A 22316-nucleotide genomic window follows, 5' to 3' on the forward strand; every position below is an offset into this window, starting at 1 on the left:
TCGGGAAGACGTGATCAGGCGGTACCAAGAAGGCGAATCCGCAGCGGCCCTCGCGCGGGCTTTCCAGGTCGATCGGCGGTGGGTGGCGTACCGGTTCGATGACTGGGGCGTGCCCCGCCGTAGCCAATCCGAGGCCGTGTCCATGCACCGGCCTGGAGCCCGGCCACTGTAGGACCCCCGCCCCGCCGCATGGGTCCCCGTTCCCGGACAGCGCGGGGACCGCGACTCGCTCTGCGGTGGGGCGGGTCCCAAGCCCCGGTCGGCTGTCTGCCTGACGGTCGGCAGCCGACGGGCCCTTCACCACTCCACCGGGAGAACAGATCCATGGGCAGGGCCAAGAACACGGTTGCCGCCGCCGCGGCACCCCCTCTCCTCTCCCCCAGGAAGGACACCCGTGCTGCAATGCACCGCTCTTACCGCCGTCCGGTCTCCGACGGGGGAGATCGGCTACCCCTCGTGCGAACTGGGCGAGAAGCACGACGGAGAACACGCGGAGTGCTGCTGGGAGGAGGACGCGTGGGGCGGTGCGGTCTGGTTCCGCTGGGACGCGCTCGGCGGACGTTTCGTCCTGCTGCCCTGGTGCGAGGTCACCGGGGGCGCGTACGGAGACGCGTGCACGCTGTTCGCCGGACACCCCGCCCCCCATTCCTGGGAGGTCATCGACCCCACTCACGAGGCACTGCGACAAGAGCTCGAACGGCAGCACCCCGACTTGTTCCGGGGACCGGATCGGCCCTAGTCCTGCTGCGGGCTCACGGACTCTCGAATCCACTCCAGGGCCCGCGCGGCGCCGGCCGTGATCGGCGTGGCGATCAACTCGGGGTTGTCCCACGGGTGCTCCGCCAGGAGGTGGGCCTCCAGCTCTGCGTACCGCTCCGTGGTGGTCGTGAGGAGGACCTTGTACTCCTGGCCGGTGCCGTACTCCCCGAGGTGCCAGAACACGCTGGTGACGGGGCCGATCACCTGGGCCCCGGCGGCGAGCCGGGCCTTGACCGCCGAGCCGGCCAGGGCCACGGCGTCCTCTTCGGTGGGCGTGGCGGTCGATACCTGTACGTGATCAGTCATGATCAGGAGCGTAGCCACCGGGCCGCACGGCCACTACTGAAGTTGAACGCGTGATGTCGGTGCCCGTCGCTGGGGCTGTTGGTATCAGACTGGGTGGAAGCCGGTGAGGCCGGCATCGTTAGTAGATGATGGACACGATCTGGCACGCGGCTTCGGCGAGCCGACGATCTCCTTGCACCTGGGCGCGGGACAGGGCTTCCGCAGGATCAATGTTCCGCGTAGACAATCGCCAGACGGTTTCTGTGTCCAGCAGTACGGCTGCGGTTGGTCGGCCGCTCGGCGCTTCGGCCAGCGACCATCGGTCCGCAGTGGCAGTCGCCGTCCAAGCGCCGCCGGTGGAGCCCTCGGCGATCACCTGGACCTGCACCCCGATCGGTGTTGACGTGCGCCGGAACGTGTGGGGCAGGGCCCGCATGAAGGTATCGAAGACCGTGGTCAGGGCTCTGGGTGTGGTGTCACCCTGCGGTCGGAGCAATGCCGTCGGCAGCGGTCGGCACCAGGTGGCTGGAGTCTGGGGCGGGGCGCGTACGTTCTGCGACTCGGGTGCGCTGCATGCCGGTCAGTTTGTGCACGAAGCGGATCGCAAGGAGCGCGGCGACGATGTCGACGAGATCGGCTGCGACGAGCAGTTCGGTGGCGGACACGATCTCCTGCGGGGTTTCGGCCGCCTCGTAGCGCCGGTTGGCCAGGCGCGTGACCAGCCAGGTCGCCAGGAAGGCTCCCCACCACAGGTTCACGGGTGTGGAAGGTTCGTGCTCGTCGCCCGCGTACGGGCGGGGCCGGCTCGCGGTCCAGACCTGCACGGCGATCCCTCGGGGCAGCCACAGGAACGCGAGGGGGATGAACCAGGACCCGATCGCCCAGCCCGAGCCCCGCTTGAGCAGATCGGGCGCGAAGACGTCGGCGTTCTTGCGCACTCGGTGGAACCAAATGATGAAGACCACCCCGGTGGCAATGAAGGCCATCATCTGCAGGGATGTCGTGATGTACATGAACCAGTCCGCGCGCTCGCCCTCGGCTTCCGGGGGAAAGGCGAAGGGGCGCTGCCTCATGGGGGAGAACAGAGCGCGTATGTTCACCGTGGCGGCGATCGCGGCGATGTCGGTGAGGGCCACCAGACCCAACAAGATCATTACTGCCCGCCCGAGTCCGACCGGCGAGCGAAGGGACGCGCGCACCGGCCGGGGCGGCGACGACGCTGCGGACCCGGCCCCCGTCGATGTCTGCGAGGAGGCGCAGTCCCCGCAGCGGCCGCCATCGGCCGTCGCCGTCGGTCTGCGGCAGATGGAACAGATCAACACGAAAGTACCCCCCACGAGGAACGGCGAAGCCGGCGTTTCCCCAAGCGCCGTGCACGGATACGGCCCGTCTGGAGACCGCATGCGGAAGATACGCTTCCGCATGGATTGCCGTCCAACGCGTTTCCTCAGCTCACAGAGCCTTTGAGGGAAACATACCCAGCCTGTGCTTGCTCGCCGGCTGAAGGGTCGACACCGGCCGTCTGTCCCGAAACCCTGCCGCCCCGCCTCTCCGGGACGTCCTACGAGAAGACGTGGCGTCGGAGTCGACGCTCTTGCGTGACCGCCATCAAGCGTGACATCGGCAACCTCGCCGCAACCGACCTCGGTCAGATCACCCGCGCCGTGAAGCGCAAACTGAAGATGCTGCAGTACCGGCCGGAGGTCATCGACGGTTGCCTCGCAGGCACCGGCCTGGTCCTGGTCCTGTGAGGGTCGGGGCGGCCGACCCGAAATTGGTCGAAGCCCAAAGCTGCTGGTCAGCTACGGTGGCGGCATGACTGACAACCTGCCCGAGGACGTAGCCGACGTGCTTGACCTCGTCCTGAGCCCAGACGAGCCCGTTCACGTCGCCCTCCGACGGCAGGTGCCCCAACTCAGGGTGCAATCCCGCTGTAAGTGCGGGTGCGGCACTGCCTACTTCGAACTCGACGCCGACGCGGTGGAGCCCGCGCCAACGGGCCCCGGCACCGTCGTGGCCGCCGACGTCCAGCTGTTCACCGAAACCGGCAAGTGCCCCGGCGAGGTCCTGATCTTTGCACGAGGCGGTTACCTCTCATGGCTGGAGGTCTGCTCTTGGAGCGATGACGTCGAGGTGAATCTCTCCGCGGCGCGGCACTGGCTACAGTCGGCGGTCTCGGACCCTGACGCCGCCACCATGAGCCGACCGACATCACGAGTCCAAGTTCAGTAGACCGCCGCTGGCCGAGCAACGGTGCGAGGGGCGGTGGGTTGTCGGTGCGGGACCGTACGCTTCGTCCATGCCCTCCCCTCCAGGCCTCACGGCCGGCTGCGCCCTGCTGCTGCGCGGATCAACGCGGCGGTCCGCCGGCTCATGGAGGAGCCCGGCGCCCCCGGCCGCCCGGGCCGCCCGGGCCGCCCGGGCCGGGTCGCTCGGGGTCAGTCCGCGCGTTCGGCGGCGCTGCGCTCGACGCAGAACTCGTTGCCCTCGATGTCGGCCAGGACCGCCCAGCCCGTGCCGTCCGGTCGGCGACGGTCGGCGACGAGGACCGCGCCGAGGGCGAGGAGGCGCTCCACCTCCTCGTCGCGGGTGCGGTCCTGCGGCTGGAGGTCCAGGTGCAGCCGGTTCTTGACGGTCTTGCCCTCGGGGACGGTCACGAAGAGGAGGCCCACCCCCGGTGCCCGCACCAGCGCTTCCGGGTCGCCGGGCCGGTCGTCGTCGGAGAGGGGCGCTTCGAGGACGGCGGCCCAGAAGGAGGCCAGCGCGTAGGCGTCGGCGCAGTCGATGGTCACGTGTCTCACCAGGGAACTCATGTGCCAAGACTGTCACTTCGGGCCGGTGTCGTCCCCCGGATAACGCCCTGGGCGCGGGCCGCGGCGAGCCAGGACGGGAACCGCCCGACCAGACGGTCGTACAGCACGTCGTCGGGGACGCGACGCGGGTCCCGCCCGGCGTGGAAGAAGCCGGTGTTGTCGACGGGGCGCCGGGCCGGTACGGGCAGTTCGCCGAGGTGGCGCAGGAAGTCGAACTGGTGGCTGCCGGGGTCGCCGAAGCCCACGAACTGCCAGAACATCGGCAGCCGGGCCGCCTTGCACACGTACTTCTCGGCGAGGAGTCTGCTGGTGGGTCCGCCGTCGGTCTGGAAGACGACGAGGGCCGGGTCGGTGGTGCCGCTGTCGAGGTGGTGGTCGATGACGGCGTCCATGGCGAGGTGGTAGTTGGTCCTCCCCATGTGGCCGAGACCGGCCGCGATCCGGTCGACCCGGCCCCGGTGGTCGGCGAGTTCGACGACGGTGACGGCGTCCACGCCGGTGGAGAAGAACACGACCGGGACGCGCCCGTCGTCGTCCAGGTGGGCGGCGAGCCCGAGCACCCGGTCGGCCAGGGCCTGGACGCTGCCGTCGCGGTAGTAGGGGCGCATGGAGCCGGAGTGGTCGACGACCAGGTAGACCGCCGCCCGCTGCCCCTCCAGCCCGTGCTTGCGCAGGGAGGCGCCCGCGCGCTTGTAGAGGTCGACCAGCGCGGGCGCGGTCCGTTCGATCTTCCGCAGGTCGATGGCCATGTGTGCTCCCCCCGGGCGCCGGCCGTGCGCGGCGCCCCCGTGTCGTGTTCCGTGCGCGCCGGAATCACACCACGGGAGACCGGAATCACACTACGGCGGCACCAGGGCCACGCACCGCGCCGAAGCCGGGCCCACGCACCACGGCCCAGCCGGGCCCACACACCGCGCCGGAGCCGGGACCCACGCACCACGGCGAAGCCCGAATCGCACCACGGCGGGGCCGGAACCACGCACCACGGCCCAGCCGGAGTCCCCCACCGCGGCGAAAGGGCGCCGCGACATGGCGCAGCGCCCGCCATGGTCCGGTCGGGGACGTGGCAGGCGCTGCTGTGTTCCGCACGCCGTTGTACGGGACGTTGTGGGGCGCGGACGGTCAGACCGTGAGCGCGCGGTCGGTCGGGCGGATCGGGGCCGGCAGGTCGCTGGCACCGGTCAGGTAGCGGTCCACCCCGCGGGCCGCGGAGCGGCCTTCGGCGATGGCCCACACGATGAGCGACTGGCCGCGGCCCGCGTCGCCGGCGACGAAGACCCCCGGCACGTTCGTCTGGAAGTCGGCGTCGCGGGCGATGTTGCCGCGCTCGTCGAGCTCCAGGCCGAACTGCTCGACCATGCCGTTGTGGACGTCGGTGCCGGTGAAGCCCATGGCGAGGGTGACCAGCTGGGCGGGGATCTTCCGCTCGGTGCCGGGCTTCTGCGTCAGCTTACCGTCGATGAACTCCACCTCGACCATGTGCAGCCACTGGACGTTGCCGTCCTCGTCGCCCTCGAAGTGGGTGGTGGAGACGGAGTAGACCCGCTCGCCGCCCTCCTCGTGGGCCGAGGTGACCTTGTACAGCATGGGGAACGTCGGCCACGGCTGGTGCGGCGCCCGCTCCTCCCCCGGCTTGGGCATGATCTCCAGCTGGGTGACGGACAGCGCGCCCTGGCGGTGGGCGGTGCCCACGCAGTCCGCGCCGGTGTCGCCACCGCCGATGACGACGACGTGCTTGCCCTCGGCGGTGATCGGCGGGGTGACGAAGTCGCCCTCCTGCACCTTGTTGGCGAGCGGCAGGTACTCCATCGCCTGGTAGACGCCCTTGAGCTCGCGGCCCGGGACGGGCAGGTCGCGGGCGGTGGTGGCGCCCGCCGCGATGACGACCGCGTCGTACCGCTTGCGCAGGTCCGTGGCCTTGAGGTCGCGGCCGATCTCGACGCCGGTGCGGAAGCGGGTGCCCTCCGCGCGCATCTGCTCGATGCGGCGGTTGATGTGCCGCTTCTCCATCTTGAACTCGGGGATGCCGTACCGGAGCAGGCCGCCGATGCGGTCGGCGCGCTCGTACACGGCGACCGTGTGGCCGGCGCGGGTCAGCTGCTGGGCGGCGGCGAGGCCGGCCGGGCCGGAGCCGATGACGGCGACGGTCTTGCCGGAGAGCCGCTCCGGGGGCTGCGGGGTCACGTTGCCGGACTCCCACGCCTTGTCGATGATCGAGACCTCGACGTTCTTGATGGTGACGGCCGGCTGGTTGATGCCGAGCACGCACGCCGCCTCGCAGGGCGCGGGGCAGAGCCGCCCGGTGAACTCCGGGAAGTTGTTGGTGGCGTGCAGCCGCTCGTACGCGGCGCCCCAGTCCTCGCGGTAGGCGAAGTCGTTCCACTCGGGGATGAGGTTTCCGAGGGGACAGCCGTTGTGGCAGAACGGGATGCCGCAGTCCATGCACCGCGACGCCTGCTTGCTGATGATCGGCAGCAGGGAGCCGGGGACGTAGACCTCGTTCCAGTCCTTGACGCGCTCGCTCACCGGGCGGCTCTGGGCGCCTTCGCGCCCGGTGGTCAGGAAGCCCTTGGGGTCAGCCATTGGTCGCCGCCTCCATCATCTTCTCGGTGGTCTCGGCCTCGGAGAGGCCGGCCCGCTCGGCGGCGTCCTTGGCGGCGAGCACTGCCTTGTACGTGGACGGGATGATCTTGCTGAAGCGGTCCGCGGCGACGGACCACTCGGCGAGGAGCTTCTCGGCGACGGTGGAGCCGGTCTCCTCGTGGTGGCGGCGCACCACGTCGTGCAGCCACGCCTTGTCGGCGTCGTCGAGGGCCTCGACGGCCGTCAGGTTGCCGGAGTTGACGTTGTCCGGGTCGAGGTCGATGACGTAGGCGACACCGCCGGACATGCCGGCCGCGAAGTTCCGTCCCGTCTCGCCGAGGACGACGGCGTACCCGCCGGTCATGTACTCGCAGCCGTGGTCGCCGACGCCCTCGGAGACCACCAGCGCGCCGGAGTTGCGGACGCAGAAGCGCTCGCCGGTGCGGCCGCGCAGGAAGATCTCGCCGCCGGTCGCGCCGTACGCGATGGTGTTGCCGGCGATGGTCGAGTACTCGGCCAGGTGGTCGGCGGCGCGGTCCGGGCGGACGATGAGGCGACCGCCGGACAGGCCCTTGCCGACGTAGTCGTTGGCGTCGCCCTCCAGGCGGAGGGTCACGCCGCGCGGCACGAACGCGCCGAACGACTGGCCCGCGGAGCCGGTGAAGGTGATGTCGATCGTGTCGTCGGGCAGGCCCGCCCCGCCGAACCGCTTGGTCACCTCGTGGCCGAGCATGGTGCCGGCCGTCCGGTTGATGTTGCGGATCGGCAGCTGGGCGCGGACCGGCCGGGCCTCCTCGGCGCTCGCCGCGCCGAGCGCGTCGGCGGCCAGCTCGATGAGCTGGTTGTCCAGGGCCTTCTCCAGGCCGTGGTCCTGTCCGACGACCTGGTGGCGGACGGCGCCCTCGGGCAGCTCGGGGACGTGGAACAGCGGGGACAGGTCGAGTCCCTGGGTCTTCCAGTGGTCCACGGCGCGCGTGGTGTCGAGGAGCTCGGCGTGGCCGACCGCCTCGTCCAGCGTGCGGAAGCCCAGCTCGGCGAGGAGCTCGCGGACCTCCTCGGCGATGAACTCGAAGAAGTTCACGACGAATTCGGGCTTGCCGGCGAACCGCTCGCGCAGCACCGGGTTCTGCGTGGCGATGCCGACCGGGCAGGTGTCCAGGTGGCAGACGCGCATCATGACGCAGCCGGAGACGACGAGCGGTGCGGTGGCGAAGCCGAACTCCTCGGCGCCGAGGAGCGCGGCGATGACCACGTCGCGGCCGGTCTTGAGCTGGCCGTCGGTCTGGACGACGATCCGGTCGCGCAGCCCGTTGAGCAGCAGGGTCTGCTGGGTCTCGGCGAGGCCGAGCTCCCAGGGGCCGCCCGCGTGCTTCAGCGAGGTGAGCGGGGAGGCGCCCGTGCCGCCGTCGTGGCCGGAGATGAGCACCACGTCCGCGTGGGCCTTGGACACGCCGGCCGCGACCGTGCCGACGCCGACCTCGGACACCAGCTTCACGTGGATGCGGGCGGCCGGGTTGGCGTTCTTGAGGTCGTGGATCAGCTGGGCCAGGTCCTCGATGGAGTAGATGTCGTGGTGCGGCGGCGGGGAGATCAGGCCGACGCCGGGCGTGGAGTGCCGGGTCTTGGCCACCCACGGGTACACCTTGTGGCCGGGGAGCTGGCCGCCCTCGCCGGGCTTGGCGCCCTGGGCCATCTTGATCTGGATGTCGTCGGCGTTGACGAGGTACTCGCTGGTGACGCCGAAGCGGCCGGAGGCGACCTGCTTGATGGCCGACCGGCGGGCCGGGTCGTAGAGGCGGTCCGGGTCCTCGCCGCCCTCACCGGTGTTGGACTTGGCGCCCAGCTGGTTCATGGCGATGGCGAGGGTCTCGTGCGCCTCCTTGGAGATGGAGCCGTACGACATGGCGCCGGTGGAGAACCGCTTGACGATCTCGCTGACCGGCTCGACCTCCTCCAGGGGGATCGAGGGGCGGTCGGACTTGAAGCCGAACAGGCCGCGCAGCGTCATCAGCCGCTCGGACTGCTCGTTCACCCGGTCCGTGTACTTCTTGAAGATGTCGTACCGCTTGGTGCGCGTGGCGTGCTGGAGGCGGAAGACCGTCTCGGGGTCGAACAGGTGCGGCTCGCCCTCGCGGCGCCACTGGTACTCGCCGCCGATCTCCAGGGCGCGGTGGGCCGGCGCGATGCCGCTGGCCGGGTACGCCTTGGCGTGGCGGGCGGCGACCTCCTTGGCGATGACGTCGAGGCCGGCGCCGCCGATCTTGCTGGAGGTGCCGTTGAAGTACGCGTCGACGAAGTCCTGGTCGAGGCCGATGGCCTCGAAGACCTGGGCGCCGCGGTAGGAGGCGACGGTCGAGATGCCCATCTTCGACATGACCTTCAGCACGCCCTTGCCGAGGGCGTATATCAGGTTGCGGATGGCCTGCTCGGGCTCGACGCCCTCGATGAACGTGCCGGCGCGGACGAGGTCCTCGACGGTCTCCATGGCGAGGTACGGGTTGACCGCGGCGGCGCCGTAGCCGATGAGCAGCGCGACGTGGTGGACCTCGCGGACGTCGCCGGCCTCGACCAGCAGGCCCACCTGGGTGCGCTGCTTGGTGCGGATGAGGTGGTGGTGAACGGCCGAGGTGAGCAGCAGCGAGGGGATCGGCGCGTGCTCGGCGTCGGAGTGCCGGTCGGACAGGACGATGAGGCGGGCGCCGTCCTCGATGGCGGCGTCGGCCTCGGCGCAGATCTCCTCGATCCGGGCGGCGAGGGCGTCGCCGCCGCCGGAGACCCGGTACAGGCCGGAGAGGGTGACGGCGGTCATGCCGGGCATGTCGCCGTCGGCGTTGACGTGGATGAGCTTGGCCAGCTCGTCGTTGTCGATGACCGGGAACGGCAGGGTGACGCTGCGGCAGGACGCGGCGGTCGGCTCCAGCAGGTTGCCCTGGGGGCCGAGCGAGGAGAGCAGCGAGGTGACGAGCTCCTCGCGGATGGCGTCCAGCGGCGGGTTGGTGACCTGCGCGAACAGCTGGGTGAAGTAGTCGAACAGCAGGCGCGGCCGGTCGGAGAGCGCGGCGATGGGCGAGTCGGTGCCCATGGAGCCGATCGGCTCGGCACCGGTGCGGGCCATCGGCGCGAGGATGACGCGCAGCTCCTCCTCGGTGTAGCCGAAGGTCTGCTGGCGGCGGGTGACCGAGGCGTGGGTGTGGACGATGTGCTCGCGCTCGGGCAGGTCGCCCAGCTCGATGATCCCGCTCTCCAGCCACTCCTGGTACGGGTGCTCGGCGGCGAGCTTCGCCTTGATCTCGTCGTCCTCGATGATGCGGTGCTCCGCGGTGTCGACGAGGAACATCTTGCCGGGCTGGAGGCGGCCCTTGCGGACGACCTTGCCGGGCTCCACGTCGAGGACGCCGACCTCGGAGGAGAGGACGACGAGGCCGTCCTCGGTGACCCAGTAGCGGCCGGGGCGCAGGCCGTTGCGGTCCAGGACGGCGCCGATCTGGGTGCCGTCGGTGAAGGTGACGCAGGCGGGGCCGTCCCAGGGCTCCATCATCGTGGAGTGGTACTGGTAGAAGGCGCGCCGGGCCGGGTCCATGGAGTCGTGGTTCTCCCACGCCTCGGGGACCATCATCAGCACCGCGTGGGGCAGGGAGCGTCCGCCGAGGTGCAGCAGCTCCAGGACCTCGTCGAAGGAGGCGGAGTCGGACGCGTCCGGGGTGCAGATCGGGAAGATCCGCTCCAGGTTCTTGTCGCCGAAGAGGTCGGAGACGAGCTGGGACTCGCGGGCGCGCATCCAGTTGCGGTTGCCCTGGACCGTGTTGATCTCGCCGTTGTGGGCGACGAAGCGGTACGGGTGGGCGAGCGGCCAGCTCGGGAAGGTGTTGGTGGAGAACCGGGAGTGGACCAGGGCGAGCGCGCTGGCGATGCGGCGGTCGGACAGGTCCGGGAAGAACGGCTCCAGCTGCCCGGTGGTGAGCATGCCCTTGTAGACCAGGGTCCGGGAGGACAGCGACGCGAAGTAGACGCCCAGCTCCAGCTCGGCGCGCTTGCGCAGCACGAACGCCTTGCGGTCCAGGTCGATGCCGGAGCTGGCGCCGCCGTCGGTGACGAAGAGCTGGCGGAAGACCGGCATGGTGGAGCGGGCGGTGGCGCCCAGGAGGCCGGGGGTGACGGGGACCTCGCGCCAGCCGAGGACGGTGAGGCCCTCCTCGGCGGCGAGCGTCTCGACGCGCGAGACGGCCTCGTCCGCGGTGCCCTCGGGGAGGAAGGCGGCGCCGACGGCGTACGTGCCGGCCTCGGGCAGCGCGAATCCGGCGACCTCGCGCAGGAACGCGTCCGGGACCTGGATGAGGATGCCCGCGCCGTCACCGGAGTCGGGTTCGGAGCCGGTCGCGCCGCGATGCTCCAGGTTGCGCAGTACGGTCAGCGCCTGCTCGACCAGCTCGTGGCTGGGGACACCGGTGAGGGTGGCCACCAACCCGACGCCGCACGCGTCGTGTTCGTTGCGGGGGTCGTACATCCCCTGCGGAGCGGGGCGACTGTCCATGGGCGACCAGGCGTCGGAACGCATCGGCTCTCCCGTCGTCGTCGTGGCATGTGCGAGTGCCGAAGGGACGACGTTGGCCCTCCGCTGAAATTTCGTGCAGGTTACATGATGGAACGCTTCTCGGAAACCGGATAGTTCATTCCAACATGCGGACACCACAGGGGTGGTGCCGCTGTGGTTTCGCGTCGGGGTGGACGGAGCAGGAGGTACACGGGGACGTCCTGCGTCCTGTCGGGGAAGCGGGCCTCGTTGCCCGCGGTGCTCACGACTCATCCCCTCTGGCGAGGGAGTCGAAACCGGCGGATATCGGCTACCTATGCGGCACCCCGCATAGTGTCCCACCTGCCGGCCGATCCGGCTACCGGACGTTCGTCACAACGCCCCGGCAACACGAAGGTAACCCGCCGCCCCGCGGTTGCGCACCACGGGCGCCCGGCGGCCGGGCGCCCGCCCGCCTCAGAGCACCGCGCCGAAGACGCTGCCCAGCGCGTACGTCACGGCCGCCGCCGCGCCGCCGAGGACGAGCTGCCGCAGGCCGCTGTACCACCAGCCGCGCGCCGTCACCCGCGCGACCAGCGCCCCGCAGGCGAACAGGCCGACCAGCGCCAGCAGCACCGCCGGCCACAGCGCGGTCGCGCCCAGCAGGTACGGCAGGACCGGCAGCAGCGCACCCAGCGCGAACGAGCCGAACGACGAGACGGCGGCGACCAGCGGCGACGGGAGGTCGTCCGGGTCGATGCCCAGTTCCTCGCGGGCGTGGATCTCCAGCGCCTGCTCCGGGTCGCGGGAGAGCTGCATGGCCACCTCGCGGGCGAGCCGGGGCTCGACGCCGCGCGCCACGTACAGCGCGGCCAGCTCCTCCATCTCGTCCACCGGGTGCTTGCGCAGCTCCCGCCGCTCGACGTCCAGCTCGGCCTCGACCAGCTCCCGCTGCGAGGCGACGGACGTGTACTCGCCGGCCGCCATGGAGAACGCTCCGGCGGCGAGGCCGGCCAGGCCCGTGATGACGACGGTCTGCTGCGAGACCGCGCCGCCCGCCACTCCGGTCATCAGCGCCAGGTTGGAGACCAGCCCGTCCATCGCGCCGAACACCGCCGGGCGCAGCCAGCCGCCGTTCACGTCGCGGTGCGTGTGGTTGTCGCGGTGGGCGACGTGCGGCGCGGCGGCGGTCTCGATGATGGACACGACTCTCCCCTTGCTCCGCGCGGGACGGCCCCGCGCTTTCCTCGATCAACTTCGAAACTACGCTCGATGTAAGGGGCGCGCCAGCAAGGCAGGCTTTACTTAGTAAGGGTCGCCACACCACCGCCCCGTGTCCGCGCCGGGCGTCGGCGGCGCCTCGCGGGGGAGAATTCCGGCATGACGCGCACCTTGCCCCGGACCCGCATCGCGGTGCTCGGCAGCACCAACATGGACCTCGTCGCCTACGTCCCCCGGGCCCCCGGGCGCGGGGAGACCGTGACGGGGCGGGAGTTCCGCACGGTCCCCGGCGGCAAGGGCGCCAACCAGGCCGTCGCGGCGGCCCGGGCGGGCGCCGAGGTGTCGATGATCGGCGCGGTGGGCTCCGACGACTTCGGCGCCCGGCTGCGGGCCGCCCTCGCCGAGTCCGGCGTCGACACCGGGCTGCTGCGCACGGTCGACGGCCCGTCCGGCACCGCCCACATCGTGGTCGACGACGACGGCGCCAACGCCATCGTCGTCGTCCCCGGCGCCAACGCCTCCGTCACCGGCCTCACGCCAAAGGACGAGGCCCGCATCGCGGCGTCGGACGCGCTGCTGCTCCAGCTGGAGCTGCCGCTGGACGCGGTCGCCGCCGGTGCAAAGGCCGCCCGCCGCCACGGCGTCCGCACGATCCTCACCCCCTCCCCCGTCCAGCCGCTCCCGCACGACCTGCTGGCCCTGGTCGACCTGCTGGTGCCCAACGAGCACGAGGCGAGCGCCCTGACCGGCGTCGCCGACCCGCGCGCGGCCGTCGAGGAGCTGCTGCGGGACGTCCCGGAGGTGGTCGTGACGCTCGGCGCGGCCGGCTCCCTGTACGCGGCCCGGGGCGCCCGCCCGGTGGCCGTGCCCGCCCGCCGGGTGCGGGCCGTGGACACCACCGCGGCCGGAGACACGTTCACCGGGGCGCTCGCGGTGGCCCTCGCGGAGGGCAGGCCCGTACCGGACGCCCTCGCGTGGGCGTCGGCGGCGGCGTCGCTGTCGGTGCGGCGGGCCGGGGCGTCGTCCTCCATGCCGTACCGCTCGGAGATCGACGCGCTCTGAGACGGCGAAGCGGCCGCCCGGACCCCCTCGGGCCCCGGCGGCCGCTCCTCGCGCGCGGACGCGGTTACGACTTCTGCGGCGTCTTCGCCCCGGCGTCGGCAGCGGTCTTTCCGGTGGCGGTCTTTTCAGCGGCGGGCCCGTCGGCAGCGGTCTCGTCGGCGGCGGGCTCGTCGGCCTCGCTCCCGCCGGGGGCCGTCACGCCGGCCGCGGCGGTGGCCGCCGAGGGCTCCACGACCTCCTCCCGGCCCGGCCGCTTCCGCGCCGACAGCACGATGTACGTGACGGCCAGCAGGAAGACCACGATCGCCGTCCACACGTTGAGGCGCAGCCCCAGGATGTGGTGGGCGTCGTCGACGCGCATGTACTCGATCCAGCCGCGGCCCGCGCAGTACGCGGCGACGTACAGGGCGAAGGCCCGGCCGTGGCCCAGCGTGAACCGGCGGTCGGCCCAGACCACCAGGAGGGCGACGCCGACGCACCACAGCGACTCGTACAGGAACGTCGGGTGGTAGAGCCCGGCCTCGCGGTTCGCGCCCTCGCTGATCTCCAGCGCCCACGGCAGGTCCGTGGGCCGGCCGTACAGCTCCTGGTTGAACCAGTTGCCCCAGCGGCCGATCGCCTGGGCGAGGGCGATGCCCGGGGCGATCGCGTCGGCGTACGCGGGCAGCGGGATCCCCCGGCGGCGGCAGCCGATCCAGGCGCCCACCGCGCCGAGCGCGATCGCGCCCCAGATGCCGAGGCCGCCTTCCCAGATCTTGAACGCGTCGACCCAGTTCCGGCCCTCGCTGAAGTAGAGCTGGTAGTCCGTGACGACGTGGTAGAGCCGGCCGCCGACCAGTCCGAAGGGGACCGCCCAGACGGCGATGTCGGCCACGGTGCCGGCAGTGCCGCCCCGGGCGATCCAGCGCCTGTTGCCGTACCAGACGGCGACGAAGACACCGATGATGATGCAGAAGGCATAGCCGCGCAGCGGGACCGGTCCGAGGTTGATCACACCGGTCGACGGGCTGGGAATGTAGGCAAGGTCCATGGCATCACCGACGCTACCTTGCCGGACCGGCGACCGGGCCGCCCACCCGGCAAAGACTGCATAACACCCGGCCGGTTCCGCCCGGCCGGACGGCGGCCGGGGCGCACGGCGACCGCTCGGTCGCGGGTCGTCCCGCGTTCCGCCCGGCCGGACGGCGGTCGGGGCCGCGGCGCGGCGTCAGTACGCGGGGTCCGCGCCGGAGCCCGGTCCTGAGCCGGTGTCCGAGTCGCCGCGGGCCCCGCTCGCCGCGGGCGACGCCGGCGACGCTGTCCCCGGCACGGTCGCGGACGCCCCGGTGGACGGGGTCGCCGTGCCGGGCTTCTTGCCCTTGTTGGCCTGCGCGACCCACTTCTTCAGGTTCGCCGGGGAGATCTGCTCGTTCCCCTTCGCCGGGAAGACCGGCTCGCCGTTGAGCAGGACGGTCGGCGTGCCCCGGAAGTCCCCCGAGCGGAACGCCTCGTTCGACGCGTTCACCCAGCCGTCGTGCGTGCCCTCGGCGACGCAGGAGCGGAAGGCGGGGGTGTCGAGGCCCGGCACCTTCGCCGCCAGCTCGAACAGCTTCGCGTCCTTGGCGAAGGCGTCGTCGGCCTCCTCCGGCTGGTTCGCGAAGAGCACGTCGTGGTACGCGCTGAACTTCCCGGCGTCCTGTGCGCACGCCGCGGCGTTCGCCGCGTTGAGCGAGCCGCTGCCGCCCATGTTGCCGTCGATGATCGTGGCGAGCCGGTACTCGGTCCGCAGCTGCCCGGCGGCCTCCAGCTCGTGGATCGTGTCCCGGAAGTTGTTCTCGAACATGGCGCAGGCCGGGCAGCGGAAGTCCTCCCACACGGTCAGCGTGGCGGGGGCGTCCGGCGCGCCGACCGGGATGACGAGCTGGTCCTCGCCGGTGGCGCCGGACGGCGCGGTCACCGGGCCCTTGCCGGACGTGTCGCCCTTGCCGCCGGTGTTCGCCGCGATGACGCCGACGACGGCGGCGAGGCCGAGCACACCGGCGACGGCCGCCGTCACCAGCACCAGGCGGCGGCGCTTCTCACGAGCCTTCTCGCGCTCGCGTTCGATCTGGAGGCGCTGGCGCGCGCTCCCCTTCCCTGCCCTGTTCTTCTCGTTCACGCCCAAGCAACGAACCGGGGAGGCACGTTCGCGCCTCCCCGGTTCCACAACCACCCGTACGAGCTACGAAACCCGCCGCACGCCCCGGGCCAGTTCGCCCGCCAGTTCCCGTACGGCCGCCACTCCGGCCGCGTGGCCGTCGGCGTCGAGGAGCCGCTTGACGAAGGCGGAGCCGACGATGACGCCGTCCGCGAAGGAGGCGACCTGCGCGGCCTGCGCGGCGTCGGACACGCCGAGCCCGACGCAGACCGGCAGGTCCGTGGTGGCGCGGGTGCGCCGCACGAGTCCGGCGGCCTGCTCGCCGACCGACTCCCGGGTGCCGGTGACGCCCATGAGGGACGCCGCGTAGACGAACCCGGAGCCGGCGGCGGTGATCGTGGCGAGCCGCTCGTCCCTGCTGCTGGGCGCGACGACGAACACGGTGGCCAGGCCGTGCTTCTCGGCGTGCTCCCGCCACAGCCCGGACTCCTGGACGGGCAGGTCGGGCAGGATGCACCCGGCGCCGCCGGCCTCGGCCAGCTCCGCGGTGAACCGCTCGACGCCGTACCGGTCGACGGGGTTCCAGTACGTCATGACCAGGACCGGCTTGCCGGTGGCCTCGAACGCCTCGCGGACCGTGCGCATCACGTCGGCGATGCGGACGCCGCCGCGCAGGGCGATGTCGTCGGCGGTCTGGATGACGGGGCCGTCCAGGACGGGGTCGCTGTGCGGCAGGCCGACCTCGACGATGTCGGCGCCGCCCTCCAGGACGGCCTTGACCGCCTCGATCCCGCCGTCCACGGTCGGGAAGCCGGCCGGGAGGTACGCGATGAGCGCCGCCCGGTCCTCGGCCTTGGCCGCGGCCAGGGTGTCGCTCAACAGCCCGATGTTCCCGCTCACTTGGCGTCCCCCTCGATCTCGGCGGTGGCGCCGGCCTCGTCGGAGGCGACCTCGGCGTCGGTGTCGTACAGCCCGAAGTAGCGGGCGGCGGTGTCCATGTCCTTGTCGCCGCGGCCGGACAGGTTCACCAGGATCAGCCCGTCGGGGCCCAGCTCCCGGCCGAGCTCCAGGGCGCCGGCGAGGGCGTGCGCGGACTCGATGGCCGGGATGATGCCCTCGGTGCGCGACAGCAGGCGCAGGGCCTGCATGGCCGCGTCGTCGGTCACGGCGCGGTACTCGCCGCGGCCACTGTCCTTGAGGTAGGCGTGCTCGGGGCCGATGCCCGGGTAGTCCAGGCCGGCGGAGATCGAGTACGGCTCGGTGATCTGGCCCTCGTCGTCCTGGAGGACGTACGAGCGGGAACCGTGCAGGATGCCCGGCTCGCCGGCCGTCAGGGTCGCCGCGTGCTCGCCGGTCTCCACGCCGTGGCCGGCCGGCTCGCAGCCGACGAGGCGGACGCCCTCGTCGGGGATGAACGCGTGGAACAGGCCGATGGCGTTGGAGCCGCCGCCGACGCAGGCGACGGCGGCGTCGGGCAGCCGCCCGGCGCGCTCCAGGATCTGGCGGCGCGCCTCGACGCCGATGACCCGGTGGAAGTCGCGGACCATGGCCGGGAACGGGTGCGGTCCGGCGACGGTCCCGAAGAGGTAGTGGGTGCTGTCGACGTTGGCGACCCAGTCGCGGAACGCCTCGTTGATGGCGTCCTTCAGCGTGCGGCTGCCGGACTTCACGGCGATGACCTCGGCGCCGAGCATCCGCATGCGGGCGACGTTGAGGGCCTGGCGCCGGGTGTCGACCTCGCCCATGTAGATGGTGCAGTCGAGGCCGAACAGCGCGCACGCGGTCGCGGTGGCGACGCCGTGCTGGCCGGCGCCCGTCTCGGCGATGACGCGGGTCTTGCCCATCCGCCTGGTGAGCAGGGCCTGGCCCAGCACATTGTTGATCTTGTGGGAGCCGGTGTGGTTCAGGTCCTCGCGCTTGAGGAAGATCCGGGCGCCGCCGGCGTGCTCGGCGAACCGGGACACCTCGGTCAGGGCGCTGGGCCGGCCGGTGTAGTGGACGAGCAGGTCGTCGAGCTCGGCGGCGAACGCCGGGTCGGTCTTGGCCTTGTCGTACTCGACGGCGACCTCGTCGACGGCGGCGACGAGCGCCTCCGGGATGAACTTGCCGCCGAAGGCGCCGAAGTAGCCCTCGACGTTCGGAACGCGACCCTCCGGGTCGGGAATGAAGAACTCGCTGGACATGCGGAAACCTCACGGTGAGTGTGGGTGGACACCGAACGCCGTGGGGCGGGGGTCGTCAGCCGGCCGCGAGCCGGACGCGACGCGTCGCGCAGTCGTTCCCCGCGCCCCGCGGGGGGCGCCATCGCATGCCGTTGACCTGGCCGGGCTCGGAGCCGATGACGTACCGCACGCGCCGTCCGTGCACCCGCCGCGCGGGCGCGCGGCAGCCCCGGGGGCGGCAGCCCCGGGCGAGCCGGGCGTACGCCTCCGGGGGCGTGGCCAGGACCGCGCGGGGCCGGGCCGCGGCCGGGGTGACGGGGGTGACGGGCACGGCAGGCGCTCAGTCCCGCCCGTGCCGCAGCGCCGGGTGCGCCCCGGCGGCGACGAGGTCCGCCACGGCGACCTTCGGGTCGCGGCCGGTCACCAGCGACTCGCCGACGAGCACCGCGTCGGCGCCCGCGTTGGCGTACGCGATCAGGTCGTGCGGGCCGCGGATGCCGGACTCGGCGACCTTGACGACGTGGGACGGGATCTCGGGGGCCACGCGCTCGAACGTGGAGCGGTCCACCTTGAGGGTCTTCAGGTCGCGGGCGTTGACGCCGATGATCCGGGCGCCCGCGTCGACGGCGCGGGCGACCTCCTCCTCGTCGTGGACCTCGACGAGCGGGGTGAGGCCGATGGACTCGGCGCGCTCGATCAGCGAGACCAGCGCGGGCTGGTCCAGGGCGGCGACGATCAGCAGGGCGACGTCCGCGCCGTACGCGCGGGCCTCCCAGAGCTGGTACGCGGTGACGATGAAGTCCTTGCGCAGGACCGGCACGTCCACGCGCGCGCGGACGGCCTCCAGGTCGGCGAGGGAGCCGCCGAAGCGGCGCTGCTCGGTGAGGACGGAGATCACGGCCGCGCCGCCCGCCTCGTAGTCCGCGGCGAGTCCCGCGGGGTCGGCGATGGCGGCCAGGGCGCCCTTGGAGGGGCTGGAACGCTTGACTTCGCAGATCACCTTGACGCCCTCGCCACGCAGGGCGGCAGCGCCGTCGCGGGCTTGGGGGGCCTTGGCGGCCCGCTCCTTGAGCTCGTCGAGGGAGACCCGCGCCTGTCGCTCTGCGAGGTCGGCGCGCACGCCTTCGATGATCTCGTCGAGCACACTCACGCGAGAGGCCCCCTTCCGGGAGGGTGATGATTGATCAAGCCAGACACCCTCGATGGTATCCGGAGGTGGGGCCATCGTCCGCATCCGGTTGACGTCTCGTCGGTGACCTGGGCCTTCACGGGGCGAGCGCGGAACCGAAGGGCAGGTTCCGCACGACGGTGAAGACGGCCCAGGCCCCACCGAGCAGCCAGAGCGCGAGCGGGCTCGGATCGAGCCGTACGGGGAGCCCTCGGGCCGCCTTGACCAGCCAGAACACCATGAACACCGCGAAGGCGGCGTATCCGGCGACCGCCATGGCGTTGGCGCCGAGGGCGGCGGCGAGGTCGCCGTGGACGAAGGCGTGGGCGCTGCGCAGCCCGCCGCAGCCGGGGCAGTACAGGCCCGTGTAGCGCAGCAGGGGGCAGACGGGGTAGTGGCCGGGCTCGTTCGGGTCGACGGCGCCGACGTACGCGAAGGCCGCCGCGGCGCCCGCGAGGGTGCCCAGCGGCGGCAGGAGCCGCCGGTGCGGCGGGCGGGGGGCCGGGGGCGGCGCGTACGGGGCGCGGGCCGGGCCGGGGTGCGGCCCGGCGGGAGGCGGGGGGTGCGGCCCGGCGGGGGGCGGTGTCGTGGCGTCCACCCGCTGATTGTCGCCGCCCGCGCGGGAAGGCGCAGCCCGGCGGGCCGGACCGTGCCCCGCCCCTGACCGGGGGTCAGGGGCGTGCGGGGGTCAGGAGGTGGCCTCCGCGCGGCTGGCGGCGGCCCGGGCCTCGGCCTGCTCCCGCGACTCCTTCGGCTGGCCGAGTCCGGCGGCCTTCATCGCGGCGCCGACGACACCGCCGAGCAGGACGACGGCGATTCCGGCCCAGAAGCCGAGCGGGTTGGCCGCCACCATGAAGACACCGGCGATGCAGAAGCCGATGAAGGAGATGGTGACACCGGTCCAGGCGGCCGGGGTGTGTCCGTGGGCGCTGCCCGCCATGAGTTGCTCCTCGTTGAATGTTGCTCTGTGGTGAGGCCCCGCCGAGTGCGGACGCTCACGGCCATTCTTCCGCACGCGCGCGTACCGGGTGATCCGGGGGTGCGCCGCATGCGTCGTAGGCCCCGGTCAGGTGCCGTCCGTGGGGTCCTCGCCGCGGTCCAGGGCCTTCCACAGGTCCTCGGGCCGGTCGGGGTCGCCGGCGCGGCGGGCGCCGCGCGCGCGGGGGGCGCCGTCGCGCTCGTACCGGCCGGACATGGCGGGCCAGGTCCGGCCGTACCGCAGGGCGATCAGTCCGGCGGCGAGGATCAGCAGGGCGGCGACGGCCGTCACGTACGGCCAGGCCGTCTGCGTCAGGGCGGCGGCCCGCGCGGCGGTGTCGCCGGTGGTGCGGGCGGCCTGCTCGTCCAGGGCGGTGCTGTCGTTCGCGCCGAGGAGGGCGGCCGTGGCCGCCCCGGCGCCGCTCAGCGCGAGGAACAGCGCGACGACGCGGCGGCCGGCGCCGCGCGCGGCGAGGACGGCGACGAGGGCGGCGAGCCCCACCACGGCCAGGGCCGTGGGCGCGCCGGTGATGTCACCCCCGGCGGCCTCCAGGGCGACGCTGCCGCCGACGCCGGTGACGCGCCCCTCGGTCCAGGTGCGGCCGGAGGCGAGGAGGACGACGGCGGCGCCGAGGGCGCCGAGGAGCAGGGCCACGGCGAGGCTGCGACGGCCGCCTCCGGCGGTCACCGCCTCGCCCTGGCCGGTGGCACGGGGCTGGGGTACGGATGCGGCACTCACGTGTTCCACTATCCCCCATGCGCCCGGACGCGGTTCATCCGGTTGGCCGTGTGGACGGCGCGGAGCACCGCGGCCGCCTTGTTGCGGCACTCGGTGTCCTCGGCGACCGGGTCGGAGTCCGCGACCACCCCGGCACCCGCCTGGACGTACGCCGTGCCGTCGCGCAGCAGGGCCGTGCGGATGGCGATGGCCGTGTCCGAGTCGCCCGCGAAGTCCAGGTAGCCGACGGCGCCGCCGTACAGGCCGCGGCGGCTGGGCTCCAGTTCCTCGATGATCTGCATGGCGCGCGGCTTGGGCGCTCCGGAGAGCGTCCCGGCGGGGAAGCAGGCGGTCAGCACGTCGAAGGCCGTGCGGCCCTCCGCGACGCGGCCGGTCACCGTGGAGACGATGTGCATGACGTGGGAGTAGCGCTCGATCGACATGAAGTCGACGACCTCGACGGAGCCCGGCGCGCAGACCCGGCCCAGGTCGTTGCGGCCGAGGTCGACGAGCATGAGGTGCTCGGCGCGCTCCTTGGGGTCGGCGATCAGCTCGTCGGCGAGGGCCTGGTCCTCCTGCGGGGTGGCGCCGCGCGGCCGGGTGCCGGCGATCGGGTGGAGCATCGCGTGCCCGGCCTCGACCTTGACCAGCGCCTCAGGGCTGGAGCCGACGACGTCGAACCCGTCGAAGCGGAGCAGGTACATGTACGGGGACGGGTTGGTGGCCCGCAGGACCCGGTAGACGTCCAGGGCGCTCGCCGTGCAGGGCGTCCGGAAGCGCTGCGACGGGACGACCTGGAAGGCCTCGCCGGCGCGGATGCGCTCCTTGATGTCCTCGACGGCCTCCTGGTACGCCTCGCCGCCCCAGCGGGCGGTGTACTCGGGCAGCTCGGACGGCGGCAGGACCGCGGGCCCGGAGTCGACGGGCCTGGTGAGGTCCGCCTCCATGGCGTCGAGCCGGGCGACGGCGTCCGCGTGGGCCTCGTCGACGCCGGTGTCGAGGTCGTTGTGGTTGATCGCGTTGGCGATCAGCAGGACCGTGCCGTCCCAGTGGTCGAGGACGGCCAGGTCGGAGGTGAGCAGCATGGTCAGCTCGGGCAGGCCCAGCTCGTCCGCGCCGTGGTCGCCGATGCGCTCCAGGCGCCGCACGATGTCGTAGCCGAGGTAGCCCACCATGCCGCCGGTGAAGGGCGGCATCCCGGAGGCGAGGTCGCGCGGGGTGTGCAGGGCCTCCACGGTGGCGCGCAGGGCCTCCAGCGGGTCGCCGTCGACGGGGACGCCGACGGGCGGCGTGCCCAGCCAGTGCGCCTGCCCGTCGCGTACGGTCAGGGTGGCGGCGCTGCGGACGCCGACGAAGGAGTAGCGGGACCAGGAGCGGCCGTTCTCGGCGGACTCCAGGAGGAACGTTCCGGGGCGTTCTGCGGCCAGCTTGCGGTAAAGGCCGACCGGGGTGTCGCCGTCCGCGAGGAGGCGGCGGCTGACGGGGATCACTCGGCGGTCGGCCGCCAGCTTGCGGAAGGTCTCGAGGTCCATGCCGCCCGACCCTACTAGCCCAACCGGAGCACGTCGGCGTCGAAGCACGTCCTGGCGCCGGTGTGACAGGCGGCGCCCACCTGGTCGACCTTGACGAGGACCGTGTCGGCGTCGCAGTCGAGGGCGACGGACTTGACGTGCTGGACGTGACCGGACGTGTCGCCCTTGACCCAGTACTCCTGGCGGCTGCGCGACCAGTAGGTGCAGCGGCCGGTGGTGAGGGTGCGGTGCAGGGCCTCGTCGTCCATCCAGCCGAGCATCAGCACCTCACCGGTGTCGTACTGCTGGGCGATGGCCGGGACCAGCCCGTCGGGGCTGCGCTTGAGGCGGGCGGCGATGGCCGGGTCAAGGTTGCTGGTCATGCCGCCATTGTGCCGCGCGGCGCGGGGCGGACCGGGCCGTGTCCACT

General features: G+C 72.6%; 22 protein-coding genes. 4 read left to right on the forward strand and 18 right to left on the reverse strand.

Annotation, left to right across the window (positions count from 1 at the left end; all coding sequences use genetic code 11):
* Positions 1-394 precede the first annotated feature (394 nt).
* A complete protein-coding gene (locus AC07D6_RS22315) occupies positions 395-739 on the forward strand; it encodes a hypothetical protein (protein WP_479046866.1) in 345 nt (114 codons plus the stop codon).
* On the opposite strand, the gene cutA is transcribed toward AC07D6_RS22315, so the two are convergent.
* Positions 736-1065, reverse strand: coding sequence for a divalent-cation tolerance protein CutA (gene cutA, locus AC07D6_RS22320; protein WP_479046869.1), 330 nt, complete (start codon positions 1063-1065; stop codon positions 736-738). The two genes, AC07D6_RS22315 and cutA, sit on opposite strands and share 4 nt — an antisense overlap.
* A gap of 455 nt (positions 1066-1520) precedes the next feature.
* Positions 1521-2180 carry a DUF4328 domain-containing protein gene (locus tag AC07D6_RS22325; RefSeq protein WP_479046872.1) on the reverse strand — a complete coding sequence of 220 codons (660 nt, stop codon included), beginning with the start codon at positions 2178-2180 and terminating at the stop codon, positions 1521-1523.
* A gap of 462 nt (positions 2181-2642) precedes the next feature.
* Here AC07D6_RS22325 and AC07D6_RS22330 point away from each other — a divergent pair, with 462 nt between their 5' ends.
* Both AC07D6_RS22330 and AC07D6_RS22335 read left to right on the forward strand, forming a co-directional pair.
* Positions 2643-2795 carry a hypothetical protein gene (locus tag AC07D6_RS22330; RefSeq protein WP_479046956.1) on the forward strand — a complete coding sequence of 51 codons (153 nt, stop codon included), beginning with the start codon at positions 2643-2645 and terminating at the stop codon, positions 2793-2795.
* 64 nt (positions 2796-2859) lie between these two features.
* Entirely contained in the window at positions 2860-3276 is a 417-nt protein-coding gene (locus AC07D6_RS22335; protein ID WP_479046875.1) for a hypothetical protein, read from the forward strand.
* Between the two features lie 206 nt (positions 3277-3482).
* Here the strand turns inward: AC07D6_RS22335 and AC07D6_RS22340 are convergent, their stop codons facing one another.
* From AC07D6_RS22340 to AC07D6_RS22360, 5 genes are all read right to left on the reverse strand, one after another.
* Positions 3483-3857: a VOC family protein gene (locus tag AC07D6_RS22340; protein WP_479046877.1), complete on the reverse strand. Its 375-nt coding sequence runs from the start codon at positions 3855-3857 to the stop codon at positions 3483-3485.
* Positions 3854-4606, reverse strand: a complete 753-nt coding sequence (locus AC07D6_RS22345; RefSeq protein WP_479046879.1) for a VWA domain-containing protein — start codon at positions 4604-4606, stop codon at positions 3854-3856. Before AC07D6_RS22345 ends, AC07D6_RS22340 begins: the two co-directional genes overlap by 4 nt.
* A gap of 373 nt (positions 4607-4979) precedes the next feature.
* A complete protein-coding gene (locus tag AC07D6_RS22350) occupies positions 4980-6440 on the reverse strand; it encodes a glutamate synthase subunit beta (protein ID WP_315876507.1) in 1461 nt (486 codons plus the stop codon).
* A complete protein-coding gene (gltB, locus tag AC07D6_RS22355) occupies positions 6433-10995 on the reverse strand; it encodes a glutamate synthase large subunit (protein WP_479046881.1) in 4563 nt (1520 codons plus the stop codon). Before gltB ends, AC07D6_RS22350 begins: the two co-directional genes overlap by 8 nt.
* Before the next feature lie 432 nt (positions 10996-11427).
* Entirely contained in the window at positions 11428-12156 is a 729-nt protein-coding gene (locus AC07D6_RS22360; protein WP_315876509.1) for a VIT1/CCC1 transporter family protein, read from the reverse strand.
* A 174-nt stretch (positions 12157-12330) separates the two neighbouring features.
* Between AC07D6_RS22360 and rbsK the strand changes: the two genes are divergently transcribed.
* On the forward strand, positions 12331-13233 hold the full coding sequence (rbsK, locus tag AC07D6_RS22365; protein ID WP_479046883.1) for a ribokinase: 903 nt from the start codon (positions 12331-12333) through the stop codon (positions 13231-13233).
* Between the two features lie 64 nt (positions 13234-13297).
* Here rbsK and lgt read toward each other — a convergent pair whose 3' ends face one another.
* The 11 genes from lgt to hisI form a co-directional block, all read right to left on the reverse strand.
* The gene (gene lgt, locus AC07D6_RS22370) at positions 13298-14263 is read right to left on the reverse strand and encodes a prolipoprotein diacylglyceryl transferase (RefSeq protein WP_479046884.1); all 966 of its coding nucleotides are present in this window, start codon (positions 14261-14263) and stop codon (positions 13298-13300) included.
* A gap of 177 nt (positions 14264-14440) precedes the next feature.
* Complete coding sequence (locus AC07D6_RS22375) at positions 14441-15370, reverse strand: DsbA family protein (RefSeq protein WP_479046886.1); 930 nt, start codon at positions 15368-15370, stop codon at positions 14441-14443.
* Between the two features lie 63 nt (positions 15371-15433).
* Complete coding sequence (gene trpA / locus AC07D6_RS22380) at positions 15434-16249, reverse strand: tryptophan synthase subunit alpha (RefSeq protein WP_315876513.1); 816 nt, start codon at positions 16247-16249, stop codon at positions 15434-15436.
* Positions 16246-17532 carry a tryptophan synthase subunit beta gene (trpB, locus tag AC07D6_RS22385; protein WP_479046888.1) on the reverse strand — a complete coding sequence of 429 codons (1287 nt, stop codon included), beginning with the start codon at positions 17530-17532 and terminating at the stop codon, positions 16246-16248. The genes trpA and trpB overlap by 4 nt, the downstream gene beginning before the upstream one ends.
* 55 nt (positions 17533-17587) lie before the next feature.
* A complete protein-coding gene (gene trpM / locus AC07D6_RS22390; protein ID WP_479046890.1) occupies positions 17588-17842 on the reverse strand; it encodes a tryptophan biosynthesis modulator TrpM in 255 nt (84 codons plus the stop codon).
* 9 nt (positions 17843-17851) lie between these two features.
* Positions 17852-18661, reverse strand: a complete 810-nt coding sequence (trpC, locus tag AC07D6_RS22395; protein ID WP_479046893.1) for an indole-3-glycerol phosphate synthase TrpC — start codon at positions 18659-18661, stop codon at positions 17852-17854.
* A gap of 115 nt (positions 18662-18776) precedes the next feature.
* Positions 18777-19277 (reverse strand): DUF2752 domain-containing protein, encoded by a 501-nt coding sequence (locus AC07D6_RS22400; protein ID WP_479046895.1) that lies wholly within the window; start codon positions 19275-19277, stop codon positions 18777-18779.
* Between the two features lie 90 nt (positions 19278-19367).
* Complete coding sequence (locus tag AC07D6_RS22405) at positions 19368-19619, reverse strand: HGxxPAAW family protein (protein WP_479046898.1); 252 nt, start codon at positions 19617-19619, stop codon at positions 19368-19370.
* A gap of 126 nt (positions 19620-19745) precedes the next feature.
* The gene (locus AC07D6_RS22410) at positions 19746-20405 is read right to left on the reverse strand and encodes a TIGR02234 family membrane protein (RefSeq protein WP_315876518.1); all 660 of its coding nucleotides are present in this window, start codon (positions 20403-20405) and stop codon (positions 19746-19748) included.
* Positions 20405-21907, reverse strand: a complete 1503-nt coding sequence (locus tag AC07D6_RS22415; RefSeq protein ID WP_315876519.1) for an anthranilate synthase component I — start codon at positions 21905-21907, stop codon at positions 20405-20407. The genes AC07D6_RS22410 and AC07D6_RS22415 overlap by 1 nt, the downstream gene beginning before the upstream one ends.
* Positions 21908-21921: 14 nt before the next feature.
* A complete protein-coding gene (gene hisI / locus AC07D6_RS22420; protein WP_479046902.1) occupies positions 21922-22269 on the reverse strand; it encodes a phosphoribosyl-AMP cyclohydrolase in 348 nt (115 codons plus the stop codon).
* Positions 22270-22316 lie beyond the last annotated feature (47 nt).

The sequence above is a fragment of the Streptomyces sp. NPDC045287 genome (assembly GCF_056432325.1).